We start from the raw sequence: 24,176 nt of genomic DNA on the forward strand, positions 1-24,176 counted from the left end.
AAATCGCTAAATTTAACGAATAGGTTTAAAAGTTACGAATATCTACATTTGAGCTATTAAATTCAAACATATTTATTTTTCCACATTGTGCCACATGGTTAGTGCTGGCAAAGGGTGTATTGGCTTGGTTTATATCGCTTTCCCAGCCTTGGCCATTTTTAACAAATGCTTTTACTTCAAACCACCCATTTACTGCTTTGCTGCAATCCATGTCTACATCTAGCATCCAATAGTGTTCGCCCCAAATATTCAGCGGCGTAACGCCAAAGCCGTCGTTAGTTACTGTTTTTTGGGCACCATATGTACTTGGCCACACGTTTGTAGTCCAGTCGGCTGCAGTACCTTCTGCTTGGGCGCTTTGCCCGCTTTCAATACCGTACCAATCTAGATAGTTATCGTTTACTTTCCATGGGCTTGTAGTGGCATTTTTTAAATTGTTATGACGAATAGGCATCGCACACTCAACATTGGTTGTTTTACAGTTTCGACCTAAATTTGTATTTGCATAGGTATGATCTATTCCGCCGCGTACAAACATGTCTTGCCCACTTTGAGTTTGTGCGTTAATAAAAATGACGGTACGCTGCCAATCACCACTCGGATTTGGAGTCGAACCTTGTGATAACTTAGCGTTTTTATGAATTGCCATCGCATCCCAAGGTGCCACATTTAGATCAATAGTGCCGTTACTATTAACTGTAATAACCTCACCGCTACAACTTTTAGCATCGCCCGATAATTCACCTTTTAATACATTACAATATTGGCCAGGCGCCATGTCTGTTTGCACAGTGGCATTGAGCGTTGCGTCTTCTTTGTTAATGGCCATATGACCTGAGCTACCGCGGCCAAATGAAATCTGATTATTAGTGTTATCCCACCAATTTGTCACAGCCCAGTTGTCGGCGGTGTTATTTCTAAAATCGACGCCACCCGCTATGTATGACCAACGATGCTCACATTTCCAATTGCTTGCAAAACATTCTAAATTACCACTGTTATGAACGGGAACACTCGGCCCGCCCGCATCGGTATCACCATGGAAATCGTAACTCGACATTACTTTTGGATAGCCATACGGATACGCCAACATAAATACGTTAGCTAGGTCGTATAAGCGGCCATCTTCAAAGGTAATTACGTTACCCGCACCACCATGCCCCCGCTGATTATCATGATTATCTACAAATACGACCGCTGACGAGCTTGGCATAAAGCCCCACCCTTCACCAAAATTACTTAACCATGCAAGCGAGCCGTTTCTAAATGTATTACCGAGTTGTGTACTGTATTTAAACTCGGTAACTAGCCCTGTACTTAAATACTCAGAGGCATCAACGGCTTCTGTTCCCTGATCAATCACTTCATGAAACACTAACGGCGAGCTATTTATTTTAGCCATAAGGCTTTGAATATCGCTAGCTGCTACGTGTTTAGCCGCATCAAATCTAAAACCTTTTACTCCAATAGCCTGAAGGTCGTTAATATAAGCAGCGAGAGTATTTTGCACGTAATTTGAAGACGTATTCAAATCAGCAAGTCCTACTAACTCGCAGTTTTGAACGCGGTAACGATTATTACCGTAATCATCTGGATTTATACTACAGCTTTCATGAAAGTCTTGTGGGCTATAAATTGGGTATTGTTTATTACCAAACGTGCTACCCGCAACGCCATTACCACTGCCAGCCGCCATGTGATTAATTAAGGTATCTACATAAATATCGACCCCTGCACTTTTACAACGGTTAACCATATCTACAAACTGCGTTCGGTTACCGCCTCGGCTTTGCAGTTGGTAGCTCACAGGTTGATAGCGAGTCCACCATTGGTTGCCTGTAATATGCTCGTTAGGCGGAGACACTTGTACAGCAGCATACCCTTTTGGCCCTAAAAACTGCTCGCATTCTTGTGCAACATCGGGCCAACTCCATTCAAATAAATGAACAAACGTAGTGGGTGCAGCAGCTGCAAGATTAGGCAAAAGCAAACCTAGGCTTAAACCGGCGGTGGTGACCATTTTATTCAGCTTCATAGTGTGTGTTTCCAAATGTTGGCGGGCTAAACAACATGCCCAACTTTATTTACAAGTGGTTAACACTAGTCTTGAGATTGATTAAATAACAACTGAATACGTATGCATTATGGGTAAACTATCCTTTATTATTAGATAATACCCTCACAATTACGCCATCTTTAAATAAAATGCCTTACACAAAGTAATGTAATCAGTAGTGTAATTATTGTTTAACTCTCTAATGCATAGCGTTGAATTGTCGGTTTGTGATTCTAGATAACTAAACGTCATTAAACTGCGGCTTATGGGTTTGCTAGGTGTCGCTTTTACTTGGCAATGTGCATTTAAATAAAGCCCTTTTTGAGTAGCAAGCTCAATAAATACTAAAGCCTCAGTGTTTGGCAGTATTAAACTAAACCGTGACTGTGAATGGCTAATCTGCTTAAACGCGTTAATTAGCTCCTCAAAGCTCAAACCATCGGTGTGACGCGCAGTGTTTCGGGCGGCATTATTGCCTTTTAAACTGTGATTAAAGTAAGGCGGATTAGAAATGATGACATCAAAGGGAGCGTCACTATTAAAGCTTTGAATAGTTTGATGCTTAATAGCTATATTGGGCCACGGACTATTTGCTACGTTTTGTAATGCTTGATTGTATGCGTTTTCATCTATTTCAACCGCAGTAATACTCAATGCTGGCCTGCGCTGTTTACACATTAACGCCAATAACCCCGTGCCTGTACCAATGTCTAGTAACGAGTTTGCACCAGCTAAGTTTGCCCACGCACCAAGCAAAATGCCGTCGGTTGAAACCTTCATTGCGCAGAGGTCGTGTTCAACCTTAAATTGTTTAAATGCAAAACCAGACATTTTTTCACCTTTTCATTCACCAAGCGCAGCATAGCGCGTATAATCAAGGTAATTGTCCACTATTTTAGACACTCTATGCAATTTTCTGAATTTGATCTTGATACCAAATTACTCGATGCCATTGATAAAATGGGCTACGAGAAGCCAACCAGTATTCAACAACAAGCTATTCCTGAAGCTCTTCAGGGACGTGATATTTTAGCGTCTGCGCCAACTGGCACAGGTAAAACAGCGGCATTTTTAATTCCTGCGATTCAATACTTATTGGATTTTCCGCGCCGTGAACCTGGTTTTGCCCGCGTATTAATAATGACGCCAACACGTGAGCTGGCTTATCAAATTCATGAGCAATGTGAGTTACTCGCCAAACGTACACACCTAAAAATAGGTGTCGTGACCGGCGGTATTAACTACGGAACGCATAAAGAAATTTTTGAAAAAAATAACGACGTGTTAATTGCTACACCAGGGCGATTAATGGAATACCTTGAAACTGAAAACTTTCATGCTGAACATGTCGAAATGCTTATAATTGATGAAGCCGACCGCATGCTAGACATGGGTTTCAAAAAAGAAATGAGCCGTATTTGTGATGAAGCTAAAAACCGCCGTCAGTGTTTTTTATTCTCAGCAACCCTTGAGGGTGACAGCGTAGAGCGATTTGCAGAAACCACATTAAACGATCCGGCTTTGTTAGAAGCTGAGTCGTCTCGTAAAGAAAAAGCTAAAATTCACCAGTGGGTTCATCTTGCTGATGATTACCACCATAAACTCGAGCTTTTAGTCAACACCCTCAACGGCCCAGACGTGAGTAAAGCCATTGTATTTGTTAAAACCCGTGAACGTTTAGAAACTCTCATTGGTGAATTAACTAATAACGGTGTAAAAGCCGCTTGGCTGCGAGGTGAAATGCCACAAGACAAGCGCATGAAAGCAATGGAAAACTTTCATAGTGGCCGCACTAAAATATTAATTGCAACAGATGTAGCTGCTCGGGGTATTGACGTATCTGACATTAGCCACGTTATTAACTTTGATATGCCACGTACCGCCGACGTATATGTTCACCGTATTGGCCGTACTGGTCGCGCAGGTAAAAAAGGCATCGCTATTTCATTAGTTGAAGCGCATGATATCGGTATTTTGTACAAAGTAGAACGCTACATTGAACAAAAGCTTAAACGCCGTGTAATTAAAGGCATAGAGCCTCAGCATAAAGAGGCTAAGCCACCGGTTAAAAAGCGCAAAGATCCAGTAAAAATGAAAGCAAAGAAAAAAGCGAAAGTTAAAAAGAAAAAGTAACTTAGCATATTTACCAAAGCCGGCGTATGCCGGCTTTTTAATGCGTGTAACATATGTAACCGGTGCATGTAACACCTACCCATTTAAATGTAATTATTGCCCACCTGAATTCTCACTTAATAAAATAACCTTATATTTCAACAAATTAAAAATGGCACTGAACTTGTAATGGTACACACAGAATAGCCAGAGTATTTAATGGTTTGGTTAAATTTTTAATTGATATAAAAAGGATTGAGTTATGAACCGCTTAAAGTTAACTATCGCGTTAGTTTCGTTTTGTTGTTTATTTTTGTTAGCCTGCGCTACCAAAGTGAGTGCAGCAACACACCTAGCCGTAGTCAGCAGCGTAGCAACTCAACCTAACCTTCAGCAAACCATTACAAGCACGCTTCGTACTAACCCCAACTTTGCATTAAGCAATATTCGCGTACAGGTTAAAGATGGCGAGGTAGTATTACATGGTCAAGCGCAAACCGGTTTTGAACGTGCGCTTGCTCAAAAGTTTTTAGAAAATATGGATGGGGTTAAAATCATCCGTAACAAAATTAGTGTTATTTAAATCGCATTTTTATTAACTCAATTGATCCTAGGCGCAGCATGTTACTCCAACACATGCTGCGCCTTTTTTGTGCCAGTATTTACTTGCAACTCACATTAACTACAATAAAAAACTCGCTTTAATTACCTCTTACTTACCGCCTAATACCAATTGTAAATTGCATACATTACAACCTAATATTTGCCAAAATAATCCGCTCTTTAAATAATAAATTTATATTAAGCCTAGGCCTGTTTAACTGACATTATTAAAGCGTGTTCTATCAAGGAGCAACATAATTACGGTGCGCGATTTGTGACCCAGTAAGCTAAGTACCTACTCCTGCATTATTTTAATGACTTCGCCTATGTAGGTATAACTTAAAGTCGTATACAGCTTATACGCCCTACTTGCTCCTTATTAACTATTATTTAGGCAACAAGGAGAAGCAACCTATGAGAGGAACACAAAAGTTACTGCATGTTTTATATTTATGTTGCGTTATCGTCGGTTTCGGGAAGTAACTACACAATAGGCTTAGCCTTATCGATATATCACATAGCCCGCTTTCAATTTCACCCCAAAAGGTAAATAGGCCTTAATCAATAATCAATTAACGTTGCTCTCACCTTCTCAAACACTTAAATAGCCATAAAAAAATGCAGCTTTATAAAGCTGCATTTAGTCGTTGTGACTCATAAGTCATTTTTATTTAAGCCCACAACGCGTATTTAAATGTAAAATTGCGTTGCGAGTGAGTAAATAATTCCCACTGGTATTAATGGCTCATTTATTCGTTTTGGCCTGAATCAGCTCCACCAGCGTTGCCTTTATTTGATGATTGCTGGTTAATTTTATCGCTGATCATGGCATCGAGTTTTTCACCGCCTTTAATACCAAAATCGAGCGTGCGAATAGGGAATGGAATACTAATATCAGCTTCATCCAACGCTTGTTTAACGGCAACTACACCTTTATGGCGCACTGTCATAAAGTCTGGTTCACCTGGGTATTTAATCCAAAACCACACCAATAAATTAATGCTACTGTCGCCAAAGCCTTCAGCATAAACATCGGTTTCGTTTTTACGAATGACAAAGTCCAAATTGTTAATCTTATCTACAATAACTTCTTTCGCTTTTTCAATGTCGTCACCATACGAAATACCTACCGGTACCTCTATGCGTCTAACTCCAAGTGTGGTGTAATTTTTTAACACATTTCTGAATAATACCTTGTTTGGTACTAAAATTAATTGCCCGTAAAAGCTCTCTATTAGCGTGTTACGCAGGTTTATTGAGTGCACTGAACCAAACACGTCGTCGGTTTCTATTACATCTCCTGTTTTAAAGGGCTTGCGTATACCCATTGCTATGCCCGCAATCAAGTTTTCGGTCATATCTTGAAACGCAAAACCTATGGCTAAACCAACAATACCCGCACCGGCTAATAAAGAGGTAACCGTACCTTTCAAACCCACAAAATCCAGCGCTATAAATACCCCAACACACAGCACAATAACCTTAAATATTGAAGCCATTAAATCGGCTATTTGTTGAGAGTCGAGTGAACGGCGCAATATGTTTTTCATAAGGTTGCCAGCAAAGCGCGCTAGCATTGAAAATATAATGGCAATAATAACCGCCACTATAAAATTAGGAATGTGACTTATAACAACATCAAACCAACCGCCGAGTTTTTCTTCGATTAGTTTTTCGGCTTCTGTTATCGAGGGTATGCTGATCATTTTTTGCACCTATGAGTAAATAATGTGAATACTTAACTCATGTTTGCAAGTTTAGCGCCAGCATATAAAAAGCCATGCAATGCATGGCTTTTTGGGTATGTGTTTAGCTTTAATTAAACGCGTTAGTTTTGCTCGTCGCGCATAAATACCGGCTCTAACTCTTTCGTTGTTGCCTCAGCGCTAAAATAGTAACCCGCTACGGTAAACTCTTTTAGCTGACTTAGTTGCGTTACTTGGTTTTCTATAATGTAACGCGCCATCATGCCGCGCGCTTTTTTAGCATAAAAGCTAATTACCTTGTATTGACCATTTTTGCAGTCTTTAAAGTGCGGCGTAATAATTTGCGCGTTGAGCGCTTTTTTATCTACCGCTTTGAAGTATTCATTTGAAGCTAGGTTAACGAGATATTGTGCATCTTGTGCTTTTGTTACTTCATTTAGCTTATCAGCAATAATACTGCCCCAAAACTCATACAGGTTTTTACCACGAGAGTTTTCAAGCTTAGTGCCCATTTCTAGTCGGTACGCTTGCATTAAATCAAGCGGTTTTAACAGGCCATATAATCCAGATAATATACGCAAATGACTTTGCGCGTAATCAAGGTCGCTTGCAGTTAAAGTACTCGCCTCTAACCCACCGTATACATCACCATTAAAAGCAAGCGCGGCTTGTTTGGCATTATTAATGGTAAAGGGTTGCGACCATTCGCTAAAGCGAGCAGCGTTAAGGCCAGAAAGCTTATCGCTAATTTTCATTAAACTGCCAATTTGCGCAGGTGTTAGTTCACGGCATACTTTCATGAGTTCCTCGCTGTGCTCGAGTAATTCAGGCTGAGTGAACTTATCGGTTGCCGGTGGCGTGTCGTAATCAAGATTTTTTGCAGGTGAAATAACAGTGATCATAGTTAGCTATTGACTTGTAAATTATTTAATGTCAATTTCAACATTAAATGAAACGAAAAGCACGTTTTGTTTATATAAATCCTTCCTTAAAAATTCATACATTGCCGTTTTTTAATTGATAAGGACATAAGACCTATCAAGCATTGTCACACTGTTGCAGTATGGATGGTATATATTAAGGGTCGATTTTTCTTTTAACTTGCTTGGAATGAGGAAAGCAAATGACTTCAGCTCTACAAAGGCTAAAACAACATTCATCTATCGTAGCCGACACTGGCGATATTGAAGCGATCAAAAAGCATCAACCAGAAGATGCAACCACAAACCCGTCGCTTTTATTAAAAGCGAGCGAGATTGAAGCTTATAAGCCTTACCTAGATAAAGCTTGGAGCTATGCAAAAGAAACCGAGCAAGCTCCAGCTAAACAACTAGAACTTGCATGTGACTACTTTGCTGTTCTACTTGGTAAAGAAATTAGTGAGATTGTACCGGGTTATATTTCTACCGAAGTAGATGCACGTTTATCGTTTGATACTCAAGCTACTATTGATAAAGCACACACATTACTTAGCCTTTACGAAAAAGAAGGTGTAAGCAAAGACAAAATTTTAATTAAAGTTGCGTCTACGTGGGAAGGTATTAAAGCCGCTGAGCAGTTAGAAAAAGAAGGGACTAAATGTAACCTTACTTTATTATTTAGCGACGCCCAAGCCCGTGCATGTGCTGATGCAAATGTATTTCTAATCTCGCCATTTGTTGGTCGTATTTTAGATTGGCACGTTGCTAACGGCATGGAAAAACCAACGGATCCATTACAAGATCCAGGTGTTCAATCAGTACGCAGCATTTTTGAATTTTACAAACGTCATGACTACAAAACAGTAGTGATGGGCGCAAGTTTCCGTAATACGGGCGAAATCATTGCCCTAACAGGTTGTGACAAGCTAACTATTAGCCCTAACCTTTTAGAAGACTTAGGTAACCTTGAAGGCGCACAAGAATATTTACTAGAAAGTGATATTCCTAAAGAGCCAAAACCTGAGCCGCTTACAGAAGCTCAGTTCCGTTGGTTACATAACCAAGATGCAATGGCAACTGAAAAGCTAGCTGAAGGTATTCGCTCTTTTGCTGATGCACAAGAACAGCTAGAAGCACGTTTTAAAGCAATGTAATTGGTTTGAACGTACTTTAAAAAACGCCGCAATTGCGGCGTTTTTTTATGCCTGTAAAGTGCGGACTAATAACCCGACCTCCCTCATACATTTTAGCTGTAAACAAAATAACTCTCATCGACTTGAATTTCTTTGTAAATTTTATACAACGTGTTTTTTTATTTAAAAGCAATACTTTACTTGTATAAACCTTCATTGAAACATCACAACTTTGTAACATCTCTGTCACTTTTTTATTCTATTTTAGCTGGGCCTGTGGTATAGGTACTCTTGAGGTCAATAAAATCAATAGGAGAAGTTCATGGATAGCCTAAACGATATATTAGAGATACTAGAAGGTCCTGATGAAAAAAGAAAAACCTCTCAGAAGAACAAAAAAAGAAAATGGCGCGAAATAGAAGCAATAAAAGATAAACAACGTCTACGTAAAGAATTAGAGGAATTTGATTACTTTGCAGACACAATTGCAATTGATGAGCTAGATTTTTAATTTCTATACCCACCAATTACACAAAAGCCCTCATTTATGAGGGCTTTTTTAATGCTAAGCTTATTAAGCTAAACCTGCCAATTTATAGGTTTTTTACCTTGTGCTAACAGCAGCTCGTTAGTTTTCGAAAAGTGCTTACAACCAAAAAAGCCTCGGTGAGCCGACAGCGGCGACGGATGCGGCCCTTTTAAAATATGATGACGTGCACTGTTTATACTTTTACCTTTTTTTTGCGCATGCGCTCCCCACAAAATAAACACAACCCCATCACAGTTCGCGTTAATATGAGCAATAACATTATCGGTAAATTGCTCCCAACCTAAATGTTTATGGGAATGGGCCTGCCCTTGCTCTACCGTTAAAACAGTATTTAGTAAAAACACGCCTTGTTCTGCCCAGCTTTGTAAGTAACCATGCTCAGGAATAACAAAGCCATCAATATCTGTAGCTAGCTCTTTGTACATATTTTTAAGCGAGGGTGGCAATTTTTTTACCTCGGGCATAACAGAAAAACACAGCCCATGAGCTTGCCCTTCGCCGTGGTAAGGGTCTTGCCCTAAAATTACCACCCTAATATTGTTTAGCGGCGTGGCATTAAATGCATTAAATACGTATGGCTCGGGAGGGTAAACAGCAATACCTTCCGCTCGGCGGTTTTCAACTGCATTTAAAGTTTGCTGCATATAAGGGTGCTGTAGCTCGTTTTGTAAAAATGTATCCCAGTCGCTCATTACATACTCTTTATTATTTTTCGTGACGCGTCTATTTTATCACACATATCAGCAAGCCCATCTAACATACGCGGTGTAAAACGGTGAAGTAAATCGGCATTAACGCGAATAAACTGGTTATTTGTAACCGCAGGCACTTCTGGCCATGCCTGCCAATTAACATTAGGCTGCGGGGTGTTAGATTTTTCGTCAGGAATAATAATAATTTGAGGCTTAGTAACAATGACATTTTCAATGCTGATTTGTGGATACGGGGTCGTGCTATTAGCAAACACATTATTTACGTGACAGGTATTTACTAGTTGGCCAATCCATGTACTTTCACTGATAGTCATCATAGGCTCAGCCCATAACTGATAAAAACCAGATATAGGCAACTTCCCTTGCTGCTTTTTAATAATAGCGGCTAACTTTTGCTTAAAAGCTTTAGCAACCTGTTGGCTTTGCTTTTCGTACCCTGTTAGTTTACCAAGTGTTAGTAGCTCGGTTTGCACGCCTTCTATGGTTGTAGGGTTACTTAAATGAACTTGAATACCCAAGCGCTCTATTTGTGCGATATCTTCCTGCTGATTTCCGCTTTTCCAAGCAATCACTAAATCAGGTTTTAAGGCTAATAATTTCTCAAGAGAAATACCATAGTAGCCGCCAATGCGAGCTATATTTTTTGCTTCATATGGGTAGTCGGCATAGTCAACGGTGCCCACAATATTGTCACCTGCACCAATGGCAAATAGGTTTTCAACTATGTGTGGGGCAAGCGCAACTATACGTAGTTTTTTAATTTCAGGCGCTGAGTTCGCCACAGCATTGCCGTGTAAACTAAGCAGCATGAAACCTATAAAAAGCAATTTAAACACTAGTAGTCAAACCCTTCTAACGCTTTTACACCTGAGTCGAATGCGTGTTTTACATTACGTACTTCGCTCACAGTATCGGCAAGGTCAGTCAATGCTCTGTGCGCTGCGCGTCCTGTGATAATAACCGACTGCATAGCTGGGCGATTATTAAGTGCGCTTAGTACTTCGTCTAAGTCGACATAACCATAAGTCACCATGTAGGTTAGCTCATCAAGTAACACTAAGTTAATACTGCTGTCGGCAAGCATGCGCTTTGCCTCTTGCCATGTTGCTTGTGCTGCTAAGGTATCGGCCTCTTTATTTTGTGTATCCCATGTAAAGCCAGTATTCATTACAGCAAATTCAACGCCTGCGCCTTGTAATAAATTACGCTCACCACACTCCCATGTCCCTTTTATGAATTGACACACAGCGGCTTTTTGACCGTGGCCAACACAGCGTGCTACCACGCCAAAACCAGAAGTCGATTTACCTTTACCATTGCCAGTAATAACCTGAAAAATACCTTTAACCTCTTGCGCGGCTTCAACACGGGCATCTACGTGTTCTTTTACTTTTTGCTGGCGCTGTTTGTGTTTGTCGTTTGTTTGTTCAGTCATTATTATGCCCTTTATAAATCGAGGTAATTTGCGCTATATCTAAATGTGTTTCGCACATGGTTGCTAAACGCGCTAACTGCTGTTCGCGGTGTGTATCAATACTTATTGGATCAATATTTAAATCTGGCTTTACCCATTTTAAAATTTCCATTGTGGCGTTGGGCTCATCAAATAAACCGTGTAAATAAGTGCCCGAAATTGCGTTATCGTCACTTATAAAACCATCTGTTTTAAACCCATTTGGATGCTGACTAAAAGTAATTAAAGGAGTCTTTAATGCATTGCCTTTACTTATACCTGCATGGATTTCATAACCACTACATAAAGTTTGTCGATTATTTAGCTTTAAAGTGGCCGTCACTTTACTTAATACTTTTTGCGATGTGAGTGTGGTTTCAAAATCACATAATGCCAACCCACTTACCCTTTTTAATGACGACTCAACACCCTCGGGGTCGTAAATTATGTTACCCAGCATTTGCATTCCCCCACAAATTCCAAGTACTTTTCCACCATAGCGTAAGTGGCGTTTTATCTGATTATCCCACCCTTCGTTTATCAAAAAGGTTAAATCGCCAAGTACGTTTTTACTACCAGGCAATATAATAAGATCAACATCAGGAATGACCTGCGTATGGCGTATATAGTTAACATTAATATTTGGGTGTAAACGCAGTGCGTCAAAATCGGTATGGTTACTAATATGCGGCACTAATAATATTGCAATATTGATAGTTGCATGGGTAACGTTATTGTTTATTGCAACAGCATCTTCCGCGTCGAGAGTTAAATCGTGAAGGTATGGCAGTACTCCTAAAACAGGCTTACCCGTGTATTGCTCTAACCAGTCAAGCCCTCCTTGAAGCAAACTTATATCACCTCTAAAACGGTTAATTACAAAACCCTTTACACGTGCTTGCTCAGTTCCGCTAAGTAATGCCAATGTCCCCACTAAATGAGCAAATACACCGCCTTTATCTATATCAGCAATAATAATCACTGGGCAGTCTACTTTTTCAGCGTAGCCCATGTTAGCTATGTCGTTTTCACGCAGGTTTATTTCAGCGGGGCTTCCCGCACCTTCCACCAATAAAAGATCAAACCGTTTTGCTAAACGCTCGTGTGATGTAATGACAGCGTCCATGGCGACTTTTTTATAATCGTGGTACTTGCCGGCTTCCATGTTGCTAATCGCTTTACCATGAATAATAACTTGGGCGCCTGTATCGCTATTGGGTTTAAGTAATATCGGGTTAAAGTCGGTTTCGGGCTCTACCTTAGCAGCAATAGCTTGCAAGGCTTGCGCACGACCAATTTCGCCACCGTCGTTTGTCACTGCGCTATTAAGTGCCATATTTTGTGGCTTAAACGGTGCGACTTTTATGCCTTGATTTGCAAATACTCGGCAAAGTGCAGCCACTAAGGTGCTTTTTCCCGCATCCGAGGTAGTGCCCTGTATCATGAGTGTTTTCATGGCTACACCTTAGACTTTCTAAAAAAGAGTAAACTTAAGAAAAACGCACTCCCCATAGCTGCCGTGATCACCCCTACTGGCAACTCTTGATTTTGAAGTAAAGAACGAGACAGTACATCGACCCACACCATAAATGTGCCTCCTGCTAAGCTTGTTATTAATAGCCCTGCAACGGTGCCTTGTGAAATAAAAAAGCGCACAATATGTGGCACCATTAATCCAACAAAACCAATACCGCCACACATTGCCACCAGCACAGCGGTTATTAATGAGCTTAAAATTAGCATAAGCACCCTAAATCGATGCACTTTAACACCAAGAGTTATGGCACTTTCGTCACCTAATAACATAGCATTAAGCTGCCGCCTAAAACTAATCATTATGCAGGTGCACAGTGTAATCACTAAAAAGGGTATCCAAAGCGTTGCCCACTGCGCACGTGCAAAACTTCCTAAGGTCCAAAATAAAATAGCTGCAACGGCTTGCGGCTCGCTCCAATAAAGCAACAAACTGGTAAATGCACTAAATAAAAACGAGAGTGCAACACCAGCAAGTAACATAGACTCAACTTGCCCGCCCTGCTGCCTTGTGGCAATTAATATAAGTAAGCTCATTGCTAATAAGCTACCAAGCAAGGCTGCGGCCGAAAGCATAAAACCCGCGCTAATTCCCACAAATGCCATAAGTACAACTACACCAAACGAAGCACCTGACGATATACCGAATAAGTAAGGATCTGCTAGTGGGTTACGTGTCACGGTTTGTAAAATTAGCCCAGCGATAGCTAACCCGGCACCGGCTAAAAACGCCAATAATGTACGGGGCATTCTTAATTCAAAAATAATACGGCTGGTGAATGAAGCATCATTTAAATAAATAAAACTGTTAAATACATCCTGTATTGAGGTATCTGCAGCACCAAAGCTCAATGCTAAAAATAAACTTACTAAGGCAATAGTAATGCAAATAATCAGTGCAACTGAATGGCGTACATGCGTGGCAAACATATTATTTATAACCATAAAAGTAGGTAATATGAGGCGTAACTTTACCCAATTGAGATTCTTGAGGATGGTTACTAACCTGAGCGCATACACCAAACACATCATCAAGCATGTGCTCAGTGAGTACTTCTGCGGGCGAACCGGTATGCGTTATTTCTCCGTTTTTAATGACTACGAGCTCATCGCAAAGAGCCGCGGCTAAATTAAGATCATGAAACGAAGCAAACACTGTAACACCAAGAGACTTTGCCAGTTCCATAACCTGTATTTGATATTTAACATCAAGGTGGCTAGTGGGCTCATCCATAATTAACAGCTGAGGTTGCTGAACAATAGCACGTGCAATGAGTGCGCGTTGTTTTTCTCCTCCAGAGAGCGATTCAAAATTTTGATTGGTGTGCTGCTCAAGCCCTACCGTTTTTATAGCTAGAGTGATTTGTTGTTTTTCGCTTTGCGATGTAGAGCTAAATAACGATTTATGAGGAGTGAGGCCAAGCGCCACAACATCAAATAACGACAAATTAAAATGCGATGGCGCCTCTTGTAAAACAACAGCAACGCACTTTGCATATTCATCACTTTTAAGCTGCCAAATATCATGGTTATTAAACTCTATAACCCCTTCATTAGGCTTATTAAAACGATATAAACAACGCAGTAAACTCGACTTACCTGCACCATTAGGGCCAATTAAGCCCACAAATTTACCTTCGGGTATTTGCACATTAATATGTTTGAGAATAGGTTTATTTGCTATTCCCCACGAAAGGTTTTGAACGTTTAATAATGGTGCTTTAGTTTGCAATACTCTGTCCTAGACACGAGTACCCACTTGAAATGCAACCAACAAAAAGGAGTACATTAAAATTAGCATGAGTAGGCCCGCTCATTAAAAATTGATTTGTATCTGACTTAAAGCATAGCGCTAATTACAGTTGCGGGAACAGTTGAGGAATTGCACCTCATTCCAAATGAAGCTCTATTATGGGCGGCTAAGTAAATAATTTAAAGCAAAAAAAACCGCGCTAATAACAGCGCGGTTAAAAAGGGAGTGTTTTAACTCGTCGTTAAAACTTATATTCCATACCTAAACCTAAGTAATCTTGGTCTACGTTGTTGTCCATATCAAAGCTTGAGTAAAAGCCAAATACTTTGATGTTTTTGTTAAGCTTGTGATCAACACCCACTGAAATAGCTGTTTTATCATCGCTATCGTCAAAGTCCATTGCCTGATACTGAACTTTAAATGTATTTTTACCCATGCTGTATGCCGCATTTAATAAATAACCGTCACCTTCAGCTGAACCGTCTACTTTTTCTTGAGTTTGGTACATAGCACCGAGTTTAAAGTCTTCAACTTTACCTTGGATTGATGCGCGCACTACATCATAGCCGTTTACTTCGCTGTCAGCTGCAATTGAGGCATAAATAGCACTCTTTTTAAGTGCTGAATCACCGTATGTTACAGCCATTGAATAACCGTTATCTGCATCTACATCGTCTTCAGCAATAAAAGTAGCAAGTACTTTAAAACCTTCGTATGAGTTAGAAGTATACGTGATTGAATCACCTAAACGGTTTTCACCCTTGAATACGTTTTTAATATCGCCTTCAAGGTCATTAAATAAATCGAGTTTACCTTGCGCTTGTTTAAACGCCGTATCGTTACGACCCACTACTACCTGACCAAATGAGCCTTTAACACCAACGTATTGGTTACGCGCAGAAATATTATCGTCGTCGCCTTTTGAGTCTGCATCAGTTACATCAACTTGAAACTCAAACTTATAAACTGCTTCTAAGCCATCTGTAATTTTTTCAGAACCTTTAAGACCAAAGCGAGATGCATTACTTTTAATTTCAGTAAACGACCCTTCACCGTCATCTGTAGACTGCACAGTTACATTTGCTTTACCGTAAACATCCACGTCTGCAAGTACATTAAAAGATAAACCACTTAGCAAAGCGACACATAAGCTCGATTTTACAAATTTCATGTTATTTCCTCGATAATCACAAAAGACTAATTTTTAAAACGACTGCAGTTTGTCACCACTAAATGACAGAAATATTACAAATGAAATATTTTTGACTTTTAAAGTTAATAAAACTGCATTATTTTTGAAATCAAAAGGACACGAACACTAATCAAGCAAATGTGTACCCACTTAACCTCCAACGTTTAAGCGTTAGGCTCAATAGTAGGAAGTAAATTTATTAGTGTTTCTATTAGTTCCTTTTGCTCGTTATCTCTATGGTAGGCTACAAATATATCTCTTGACGTATTTTCTACATTTTTTACATGAAATAATTCACCATTTTCTAAATGTTGCTCTACTAAAACATGAGGAATAAATGCACTGCCACCACATTGTAGTATTAAATCTAACGCAATTCGGCCGGTGCTTGTTCTAAAGTAAGGAGGGGTTTTACCGGTAAACTGGCGTGCATGCCAAAGCGAAAATGTCGTCCCCCAGTCAACATACACGTACTGATTATCAAAAAAATTCTCGTTTGTTGCCGTGTCATAACCACTCACAGGAATAATGGGTAGTTCACAAATACGCTCAACAACTAACTCATCTACTTTTGGTGGATCAAATAAAATGGCTAAATCAAGCGTGCGCTCAAGCAATAATCGCGTGCTTTCTTGCTGGGCTTTAACTTCAGCAACCAAAGAGACTCCCGGCATAGCCGACACAATATTAGTAATACCAAACTGCAAAAAAGCATCCCAGATATTAGGCGTCCCTGCCAAGCTAATTTGTTTATGCATATTATCAGCAAGGGCTACATCTACTTTGGCGCGCTGCATACCAGTTATGATCATTTGCGCATGAGGCAACAACCGTTCACCAGGCGCTGTTAATTGAATATTATTACGCTGGCGAATAAATAAATTAACACCAAGCCCTTGCTCTAATTGACGAATACGAAAACTGACCGCCGACTGCGTTATATAGAGGTTCTCTGCGGCTTTACCGAAATGACGCGTGCGCACTACTTCAACAAATGTTTTTAATAAATCGATATCCACTTTTTTATCCTCACGATAAAAATAACTTGTTTAAAAAATTGCCAAACTTGCATCATACTCCAACTAATTAATAGGGTATGAGGATATAGCTATGAGCATTAACATTTCACTACTACGCCAAGCATTTGTTAGCCAACGTCAATTTTATGATGATCAAAATTTTCCACGTGGTTTTAGCCGCAGCGGAAATTTCACCTTATTAGAAGCCAGTATACTAGAACAACATGGCATTGTTTTAAAAGGTTTATATAGTAAGACGATTGAACCACAAAATGAGCACCAAGAAAATTTTGTAGCCGTAGTAACTGGCTCACAAGAACCAACTAATCCGATTGAGCGAGCATGGCTAAAATACCTAAAGCTTACGACGTGTAAAACGAAGTTTCATACCTTATTTGGCCGCTCAAAAATATCGAGCCCTGCGCCAATAAATCATGAAAGTTATTCAGAATCTGACAGCTTATAAACACGTAACCAATTTGCTTTTTGGCGCTTTTACGGTTACAACATGTATTAAGCAGCATTTTTGCATAATATGATTTAGGTGTTCCGTGAAGCGAAAGATATTAATAGTTGAAGATACACCTGCTATAGCGCTTGTGCAAAAACATATAGCGCTAAAGGTAGGCTACGAGGTAGATGTAGCAGAAACGTTAGCACAAACAAAAGTATTGATTAGTCAAAACGATTATTTTTGTGCGGTTGTTGATTTTATTTTGCCTGACGCACCAATGGGTGAAGCGATTCCCTGCACCGTTGACGCTGAAATTCCTACCATTGTTATGACGGGAAATATAGATAAAAAAACGCGTAACATGGTAGAAAAGTACCCTATTATTGACTATATAATAAAAGAAAATAAACAGGCCTATCAATATCTTGAAAAACAGTTAAAACGTTTACCTCGCAATGAAAATGTAAAAGTACTAGTTGTTGATGACTCTATATCTACCCGCCACTATGTTGTGAGCTTATTGTTACGTCACAAATACCAAGTATCTGAAGCTGAAGATGGAAAAAAAGCACTAGAAGTTCTTGCTAACTCACCCGATATCTCAGTGATCATTACCGACAACGAAATGCCCAATATGAACGGCGATGAGTTGTGTAGCGAAATTCGCAGAATTTACAGTAACGATGAAAAGGCAATTATTGGTATTTCTGGTGCTGATTCATCTGAGCTATCAAGCTTATTTTTAAAAAATGGTGCAAACGATTACCTGCATAAACCGTTTAATAACGAAGAGTTTTATTGCAGGCTAAGCCAAAACGTTGGCATGCTTGAACAAATAGCGACAATAAAACGCCAAGCCAACACAGATTACCTAACTGACCTCCCTAATCGTCGTTATTTCTTTGAGCAAGCAAATAACTCTCTTAAAGAGCTTAGTCTCAAAAAGGTAAACGGCGCACTGGCCATGATTGATATAGATCACTTTAAATCTATTAACGACACTTATGGCCATGATGCAGGCGACCAGGTTTTAAAAGGGCTGGCTATCTGCCTTAAAAAATACTTTAAAAAATATTTAGTTGCGCGTTTAGGTGGCGAAGAATTTGCTGTTTATTTTGCAGATGAAACCCCGCAAGAAGCGCTTAAACGACTCGAAGGGTTTAGGTATTTTGTAGAAAATAACAGCCAAGAATTTAGTAAAGAGAAGATAAAACTGACCATTTCAATAGGCTTTTCTACAGGACCTGTATATCAAATGGATACGTTATTAAAACAGGCCGACCAAAAACTTTACGAAGCGAAAGAAGCTGGTCGCAACCAAGTAACTAGCTAAATAAATAGTTAAGCAACTTCGGCGGCTGTAATGGCCGCTTTTTTACGCTTACGTGATTGATGATAAGAATCCCAACTAAAGATAGCCAGAGCACTCCAAATACATGCAAAGGTAATAAGCCTTTCTGTATCAAATACCTCATCGTAAAACACCACGGCAAGTATAAACATTAAACTAGGCCCTATATATTGGAAAAAGCCTAAGGTTGTATATTGCAAGCGCTTAGCGGCACCTGTAAAGCAAAGCAGCGGCAATGTGGTAACAATACCAGCACTAATAAGAAGTAAATTAGTAAGCCAATCGTTATTTGGCAGGCTTGAAGTAGCAGAAGGTGCCATCATCCACCAATAAACCAACGCCACTGGTAGTAATATTAACGCCTCGAGCAAAATGCCCGGCAACGCCTCAACAGGAAGCTTTTTTCGTAACAGGCCATAAAGTGCAAACGATATCGCGAGTGAAAAAGCAACAACAGGGAACGAGCCAAAACTCACCAACTGTAATATCACACCCGAGAACGCAAGCCCAACAGCCACACCTTGAAATTTTCGGAGGCGTTCACCTAAAAAAAGCATGCCTAATAAAACATTTAACAGCGGATTTATGTAATAGCCTAAACTTGCATCGAGCATATGGTTATTGTTAATCGCCCATATAAATAATCCCCAGTTAAAACCAAGTAGCCCCGAGGTGACAACCAGCATTAGCATCAGTTTGGGCTGTATTATAATGTGCTTAATTTTACGCCAGTACTTTAAAACACTTACCACTAAAATTAAAAATACGACTGACCACACAACACGATGCATTAAAATTTCAAATGCAGTCACATGTTGTATTAACTTGAAGTAAATGGGAGCAAGACCCCACATAACAAAAGCAAGGCAGGCAAATATTGCGCCTTTACGCTGCTCGGTAACAATTGGCATAGTAAACACTTAGTGATTTAAAAGGTCGCCAGTTTACTCGCCAAACAAGTTTTATCCAACTAAATACGTGCCCGTGCCAAAAGCGATTTGTACAGATTGCTCATTATGTAATTCCATTCGGCACACGCACACTTTATTACCTGAACGAATAAGCGTGGCACTGGCGGTAAACACATCCCCTTTTCCTGGGCGCAAATAATCGGTGCGTAAATCAATAGTGCCCAGTGTTGCTAATTTTTTTTGTACACTGTTCATATCTAAATCGGTCAGCTTATCTATAACACTCGCCGCTGCGAGCATACCACCGACGTTATCGAGCACCGCTGAAATAATCCCACCATGAAGAATTTTTTGGGCTGGGTTACCTATAAAAACATCCTGCCACGGGAATGTAATTTTAGCTTGTTCTGGGCTAAGTGATTCTACCGATATATTTAAAAATTGATTAAACGGCATACCATTTACGAATAGCGCCCCCACTTGTTCAATTAACATTTCTTTATTCATTATTATTCTCTGATATCAATAGGTACATCGAGTAAAACATACCTTGTTTAAAACTACGAGCGTAAAGCTAAAGACATCTTATAAAAAAAACACTAAAATACCCGCCAATGAATACATCTACACTACCTTCAAGCACCTTAGTGCGAAAACCCGAGACTGTCCTCAAGCAAGTGTTTGGTTACAGCGAGTTTCGAGATGGCCAAAAAGCCGTTATTGATGCCGCTTTAAATGCTCAGGACACACTTGTTTTGCTACCCACTGGTGGCGGGAAATCTGTGTGTTATCAAATTCCGGCATTAGTTCTTGAAGGGGTTACTATTGTTATCTCACCACTTATTTCACTTATGCAAGATCAAGTTGCGCAGCTTCAAGCTTTAGGTGTAAAAGCGGCTTATGTGAATAACAGCCTAGCTCGCGAAGAACAGCAGTCAGTTTATCAGCAACTTCACCAAGGGCTTATTAAACTATTGTATGTAGCCCCCGAAAAAGTATTACAACGTGATTTTTTAGAGCGATTATCGCATTTAAAAATAAGCTTATTTGCGATCGATGAAGCGCATTGTGTGTCGCATTGGGGTCATGATTTTAGGCCGCATTATTTTCGCTTAAACGAACTTAAGCAACGCTTTGCCCATGTGCCTATGATGGCCCTTACAGCGACGGCCGATAAAGCCACACGCTTTGATATTGTTGAACAGTTAAAACTTCAGCAGCCTTACATTCATACTGGCAGCTTTGATAGACCTAACATTCGTTACACCATAGAAGAAAAGTTTAAACCTATGGTGCAACTATTACGCTACTTAAAAGAACAAAAAAACCAAAGTGGCATTATTTATTGCACTAGCCGAAAGCGTGTTGACGACATAGCAGAAAAACTTGCCGATGCAGGCCTTAATGCAGCCGCTTACCATGCAGGTATGAGCAACGAACAACGCCAGTTTGTGCAAACAGGGTTTGCCCGTGACGATATTCAAATAGTGGTGGCAACCGTGGCTTTTGGTATGGGGATTAATAAACCCAATGTACGTTTTGTTTTGCACTACGACATTCCCAAAAGTATAGAAGCGTACTATCAAGAAACAGGAAGAGCAGGACGCGATGGCTTAGCCGCCGAAGCAATTATGTACTTTGATCCTGCCGATATAGGCCGTGTAAGACGCTTTTTTGAAGATATTGACGACGAGCAACGTCGCCGTGTAGAAGAGCAGCGCTTTAATGCCATGGCAAGCTTTGCTGAGGCACAAACATGCCGCCGTCAGATACTACTTAACTACTTTAGTGAATACCAACGCGAGCAATGTGGTAACTGTGATATTTGCTTAAACCCACCAAAAAGCTTTGACGGTACGCTTGTTGCCCAACAAGCGCTTTCGTGTGTATACAGAGCTGAACAGCGATTTGGTTTAGGATACATTGTAGAGCTATTACGTGGCGCCAACACGAGTCGTATTCGCGATAACAACCACCATCAGTTGAGCACTTACGGCATAGGTAAAGACAGAAGCAGTGAGTTTTGGCTAAGTATTTTACGCCAATTAATCCACCAAGGATTACTAAGCCAAGATATAACACAAGGCGCCTCTTTGCGCTTAACCGAAGCCGCCCGCGCTATATTAAAGAGCGAATACGCGCTGCAATTAGCTGAGCCTCGCTTACAAGCAAAACACGTATATCAAGATAAACTAGCGCAATTTAATTATGATAAAAAACTATTTGCTCGCTTGCGTTCATTACGCAAAGAACTAGCCGATGCCGACGATGTGCCACCGTATGTGGTATTTAATGATAAAACGTTAGCCGAAATGGCGCAGCTAGTGCCCACGAACGACAGTGAGTTTTTAAAAGTGTCAGGCGTTGGTTTTACCAAGTTAAACAAATACGGCGGTGCTTTTTTAACAGCAATTCGCAACTACTTAGCCACACAATAAGCATAATATGAGCAAAATAGATTACGACCACACACACCAATGCATCATCATTACCCCGACAGAGCCACCTCACGATGAAGACTTTGAGCTGTGGAGTACATTATTCCTACATTCAGACGATATCGCTATTAGCGAGTATTCGGCGGGAGCCGATAGGCATCAGGTGCGTTTTTCTTATAGCCAACAAACGTTTAATTTAAATTACGAGCATTACAGTCAAAGTATTTGGATTAACGGCGAAGGGCCTGAAGCAGAACATTTATTAGCCGCGTTGGCTTTTTATTTAAATTAACCCGTTTTAGCGATGGATGAATGAACTGTTTTTATAATCGGGCAATAGTTAACACCTAAACGGCTCTTTTTAACAAATAGTTTTTAATATAATAAATTAATTATTTTCCCCCCCATGCTTTTTACTTACATTTAAATAACAATGATGTAAGCTAATATTACGGGTGTAGTTTGCTACGCAGTAAATAAGGGGTTAAATGATCAGTAATACGTGGTTTTCGCCCTATTTTGTTGGGGTTTTTGTTCTGTGTCTATTAATGTCTAATGCTTATGCAGAGCCATTACCTTCAAACACAGGTACCTGCCCTCTTGAATCATCAATACATTTGAGTGAAGAAAAACTACGTCGCCAACTCAGCGATGAAACGCTTCTCGTTGCTACAAAACCAAATGCAAAAATTGCCACTATTACGCTAGAACAACTCAATGTATTTAATACTGCGCTGGAAGAAGAAAATAACGCACTGTTTAGATTTGCTAACCGCGCACACATTCAAACTGAGCCTGAGGTAATTAAAAATTTACTGCTTTTTAACTCTGGCGATCTTTACGATGCTAAAAAGCTTTCTGAATCGGAGCGCCTGCTGCGAAAAGAAAACTACCTATACGACGCACAAATTAGCGCAACAGAAAACTGTGATGGCGATATAGATGTTAAAGTAATTACCCGTGATTTATGGACGCTCTTACCAGAAATAAACTTTAGCCGTAGCGGAGGCGAAAATAAATCGAGCATTGGTTTTAGAGAATCAAACTTGTTTGGCTGGGGTAAAAGGTTGTCTTTTTCTCGCACAACCGACAGCGACCGCAGCGGTTATTTATTTGTTTACGACGATCCTAATATTTTTTCTAGCCGCTACCGTGGTCGCGTAGAGTATGCCGATAACAGCGATGGAAAGCGTCATTTACTTGAGCTTACTTATCCATTTTATGCCATAGACACACCTTACAGCTACGGTATTTTAAGCTATTCAGAACAACGAGAAGAATCCTTATACCGGCGTGGTAAAGAAATTAGTGAATTTGATCAAACAACCGATCTCAATCGCATTTTTATTGGTCATTCTAAAGCATTAAGTAATAGCTGGACCCAGCGAATTAGCTTAGGTTATGTAGATGAGCAGCATACATTTACTGCTATTCAAACCACGCTTGAGCCTTTAGCTAAAGATAGAAGCTACAGTTATCCCTATATTAGCGGCCATTGGTTTGAAGATAATTTTATTAAAGTACGAAATTTTGACAGTATTTATCGCACTGAAGATTTAAACCTAGGCTGGAATGCACAAGCATTACTCGGTTACTCAGATGAGTCATTAAGTAATGACGATAGCCGCTTGGTGTATTCGCTTAATGTTAAAACAGCGCATTTTTCTGGCGATAATACGCTTTGGCGCTTTAGCACAAACCTAGAGGGGTTTTGGAACAAAGAACAAAAACAACTCGAAAACTTTAAAGCGACCTCGCAAGTACAATATTATCTAAATACGAGTGTTGATCAGTCTTGGTATGTAAAAGGTCGCGTACAATATGCAAAAAACCTCACCGCCGACCAACAGCTTACCTTAGGTGGCGAGACAGGCCTGCGTGGTTACCCTATGGATTATCAACATGGCGACCGTAGCTTTTTAGTGAGCCTAGAAAAACGCTACTACTGGGAGTACGATTTGCTACAACTATTTAAAGTAGGTGGCGCAGGCTTTATAGATATTGGTAGAGCATGGTTTAATGACCAAACAAATGGTGAAAATAATCATGTTCTCAAAAATGTAGGCGTTGGTTTGCGCCTAGCACCAAGTAGAGCAAATGCAGGCACTATGATCCACCTTGATATAGCTGCTCCCATAGATAGCGCCGACGATGTCGACTCTGTGCAGTGGCTTGTCAGTGTAAAAAAATCTTTTTAAATTGCTACTTAGCGCTAAAATAACACGCTAAACTAAGGCCTTTAAGCTAGTTGAAATTCAACCTAACGTGTTGCTTTATTT

At 40.0% G+C, this 24,176-nt stretch carries 23 protein-coding genes and 1 riboswitch; of the genes, 9 read left to right on the plus strand and 14 right to left on the minus strand.

The annotated features are described in order from the left end of the window. Window positions 1–25: 25 nt before the first annotated feature. Both AC27JL_RS11315 and AC27JL_RS11320 read right to left on the minus strand, forming a co-directional pair. Entirely contained in the window at window positions 26–2,035 is a 2,010-nt protein-coding gene (locus tag AC27JL_RS11315) for an alpha-amylase (RefSeq protein ID WP_487195650.1), read from the minus strand. A 150-nt stretch (window positions 2,036–2,185) separates the two neighbouring features. After that, window positions 2,186–2,887 carry a tRNA1(Val) (adenine(37)-N6)-methyltransferase gene (locus AC27JL_RS11320; RefSeq protein ID WP_487195651.1) on the minus strand — a complete coding sequence of 234 codons (702 nt, stop codon included), beginning with the start codon at window positions 2,885–2,887 and terminating at the stop codon, window positions 2,186–2,188. Between the two features lie 75 nt (window positions 2,888–2,962). On the opposite strand from AC27JL_RS11320, the gene srmB reads away from it, so the two are divergent. Both srmB and AC27JL_RS11330 read left to right on the plus strand, forming a co-directional pair. Further along, window positions 2,963–4,189 carry an ATP-dependent RNA helicase SrmB gene (gene srmB / locus AC27JL_RS11325; protein ID WP_006793145.1) on the plus strand — a complete coding sequence of 409 codons (1,227 nt, stop codon included), beginning with the start codon at window positions 2,963–2,965 and terminating at the stop codon, window positions 4,187–4,189. Window positions 4,190–4,430: 241 nt separating this feature from the next. Further along, window positions 4,431–4,751 carry a BON domain-containing protein gene (locus AC27JL_RS11330; protein ID WP_006793146.1) on the plus strand — a complete coding sequence of 107 codons (321 nt, stop codon included), beginning with the start codon at window positions 4,431–4,433 and terminating at the stop codon, window positions 4,749–4,751. Window positions 4,752–5,520: 769 nt separating this feature from the next. Here the strand turns inward: AC27JL_RS11330 and AC27JL_RS11335 are convergent. Both AC27JL_RS11335 and yaaA read right to left on the minus strand, forming a co-directional pair. Next, window positions 5,521–6,477, minus strand: coding sequence for a mechanosensitive ion channel family protein (locus AC27JL_RS11335; RefSeq protein WP_058429727.1), 957 nt, complete (start codon window positions 6,475–6,477; stop codon window positions 5,521–5,523). A 122-nt stretch (window positions 6,478–6,599) separates the two neighbouring features. After that, window positions 6,600–7,379 (minus strand): peroxide stress protein YaaA, encoded by a 780-nt coding sequence (gene yaaA, locus AC27JL_RS11340; protein ID WP_006793148.1) that lies wholly within the window; start codon window positions 7,377–7,379, stop codon window positions 6,600–6,602. 221 nt (window positions 7,380–7,600) lie between these two features. Here yaaA and tal point away from each other — a divergent pair, with 221 nt between their 5' ends. Together tal and AC27JL_RS11350 are read left to right on the plus strand one after the other, a co-directional pair. After that, window positions 7,601–8,551, plus strand: a complete 951-nt coding sequence (gene tal / locus AC27JL_RS11345) for a transaldolase (protein WP_010556559.1) — start codon at window positions 7,601–7,603, stop codon at window positions 8,549–8,551. Between the two features lie 301 nt (window positions 8,552–8,852). Further along, the gene (locus tag AC27JL_RS11350) at window positions 8,853–9,041 is read left to right on the plus strand and encodes a DUF3545 family protein (protein ID WP_006793150.1); all 189 of its coding nucleotides are present in this window, start codon (window positions 8,853–8,855) and stop codon (window positions 9,039–9,041) included. A 68-nt stretch (window positions 9,042–9,109) separates the two neighbouring features. Here AC27JL_RS11350 and ung read toward each other — a convergent pair whose 3' ends face one another. The 8 genes from ung to AC27JL_RS11390 all read right to left on the minus strand — a co-directional run bounded on the left by ung (window position 9,110) and on the right by AC27JL_RS11390 (window position 16,743). Continuing rightward, complete coding sequence (gene ung / locus AC27JL_RS11355; protein WP_487195652.1) at window positions 9,110–9,772, minus strand: uracil-DNA glycosylase; 663 nt, start codon at window positions 9,770–9,772, stop codon at window positions 9,110–9,112. Then, window positions 9,772–10,629: a cobalamin-binding protein gene (locus AC27JL_RS11360; RefSeq protein WP_487195653.1), complete on the minus strand. Its 858-nt coding sequence runs from the start codon at window positions 10,627–10,629 to the stop codon at window positions 9,772–9,774. Before AC27JL_RS11360 ends, ung begins: the two co-directional genes overlap by 1 nt. Then, window positions 10,629–11,228 (minus strand): cob(I)yrinic acid a,c-diamide adenosyltransferase, encoded by a 600-nt coding sequence (cobO, locus tag AC27JL_RS11365; protein ID WP_277053622.1) that lies wholly within the window; start codon window positions 11,226–11,228, stop codon window positions 10,629–10,631. The genes AC27JL_RS11360 and cobO overlap by 1 nt, the downstream gene beginning before the upstream one ends. Continuing rightward, a complete protein-coding gene (locus AC27JL_RS11370; protein ID WP_487195654.1) occupies window positions 11,221–12,702 on the minus strand; it encodes a cobyric acid synthase in 1,482 nt (493 codons plus the stop codon). The genes cobO and AC27JL_RS11370 overlap by 8 nt, the downstream gene beginning before the upstream one ends. Before the next feature lie 2 nt (window positions 12,703–12,704). Continuing rightward, window positions 12,705–13,709, minus strand: a complete 1,005-nt coding sequence (locus AC27JL_RS11375; protein WP_487195655.1) for a FecCD family ABC transporter permease — start codon at window positions 13,707–13,709, stop codon at window positions 12,705–12,707. Between the two features lies 1 nt (window position 13,710). Next, window positions 13,711–14,511, minus strand: coding sequence for an ABC transporter ATP-binding protein (locus AC27JL_RS11380; protein ID WP_277053625.1), 801 nt, complete (start codon window positions 14,509–14,511; stop codon window positions 13,711–13,713). A gap of 76 nt (window positions 14,512–14,587) precedes the next feature. Next, window positions 14,588–14,726, minus strand: a riboswitch (cobalamin riboswitch). Window positions 14,727–14,773: 47 nt separating this feature from the next. After that, window positions 14,774–15,703: a porin gene (locus AC27JL_RS11385; protein WP_006793157.1), complete on the minus strand. Its 930-nt coding sequence runs from the start codon at window positions 15,701–15,703 to the stop codon at window positions 14,774–14,776. A 185-nt stretch (window positions 15,704–15,888) separates the two neighbouring features. Further along, window positions 15,889–16,743, minus strand: a complete 855-nt coding sequence (locus tag AC27JL_RS11390) for a LysR family transcriptional regulator (protein ID WP_006793158.1) — start codon at window positions 16,741–16,743, stop codon at window positions 15,889–15,891. Between the two features lie 91 nt (window positions 16,744–16,834). Here AC27JL_RS11390 and AC27JL_RS11395 point away from each other — a divergent pair, with 91 nt between their 5' ends. Both AC27JL_RS11395 and AC27JL_RS11400 read left to right on the plus strand, forming a co-directional pair. Further along, window positions 16,835–17,209: a MaoP family protein gene (locus AC27JL_RS11395; RefSeq protein WP_006793159.1), complete on the plus strand. Its 375-nt coding sequence runs from the start codon at window positions 16,835–16,837 to the stop codon at window positions 17,207–17,209. Window positions 17,210–17,294: 85 nt separating this feature from the next. Further along, window positions 17,295–18,530: a GGDEF domain-containing response regulator gene (locus AC27JL_RS11400; protein ID WP_487195656.1), complete on the plus strand. Its 1,236-nt coding sequence runs from the start codon at window positions 17,295–17,297 to the stop codon at window positions 18,528–18,530. Window positions 18,531–18,538: 8 nt separating this feature from the next. On the opposite strand, the gene rarD is transcribed toward AC27JL_RS11400, so the two are convergent. Further along, a complete protein-coding gene (gene rarD / locus AC27JL_RS11405) occupies window positions 18,539–19,459 on the minus strand; it encodes an EamA family transporter RarD (RefSeq protein WP_010556565.1) in 921 nt (306 codons plus the stop codon). Window positions 19,460–19,510: 51 nt separating this feature from the next. Then, window positions 19,511–19,966, minus strand: coding sequence for a thioesterase family protein (locus AC27JL_RS11410; protein ID WP_006793162.1), 456 nt, complete (start codon window positions 19,964–19,966; stop codon window positions 19,511–19,513). A 107-nt stretch (window positions 19,967–20,073) separates the two neighbouring features. Here AC27JL_RS11410 and recQ point away from each other — a divergent pair, with 107 nt between their 5' ends. The 3 genes from recQ (at window position 20,074) to AC27JL_RS11425 (ending at window position 24,095) form a co-directional block, all read left to right on the plus strand. Further along, window positions 20,074–21,897 (plus strand): DNA helicase RecQ, encoded by a 1,824-nt coding sequence (gene recQ, locus AC27JL_RS11415; RefSeq protein ID WP_487195657.1) that lies wholly within the window; start codon window positions 20,074–20,076, stop codon window positions 21,895–21,897. A gap of 7 nt (window positions 21,898–21,904) precedes the next feature. Beyond that, window positions 21,905–22,189 carry a DUF3630 family protein gene (locus AC27JL_RS11420; RefSeq protein ID WP_008128966.1) on the plus strand — a complete coding sequence of 95 codons (285 nt, stop codon included), beginning with the start codon at window positions 21,905–21,907 and terminating at the stop codon, window positions 22,187–22,189. 196 nt (window positions 22,190–22,385) lie between these two features. Continuing rightward, the gene (locus AC27JL_RS11425; protein WP_487195658.1) at window positions 22,386–24,095 is read left to right on the plus strand and encodes a BamA/TamA family outer membrane protein; all 1,710 of its coding nucleotides are present in this window, start codon (window positions 22,386–22,388) and stop codon (window positions 24,093–24,095) included. Window positions 24,096–24,176: the final 81 nt, after the last annotated feature.

The sequence above is a fragment of the Pseudoalteromonas sp. 4NS20-0020 genome (genome assembly GCF_057554385.1).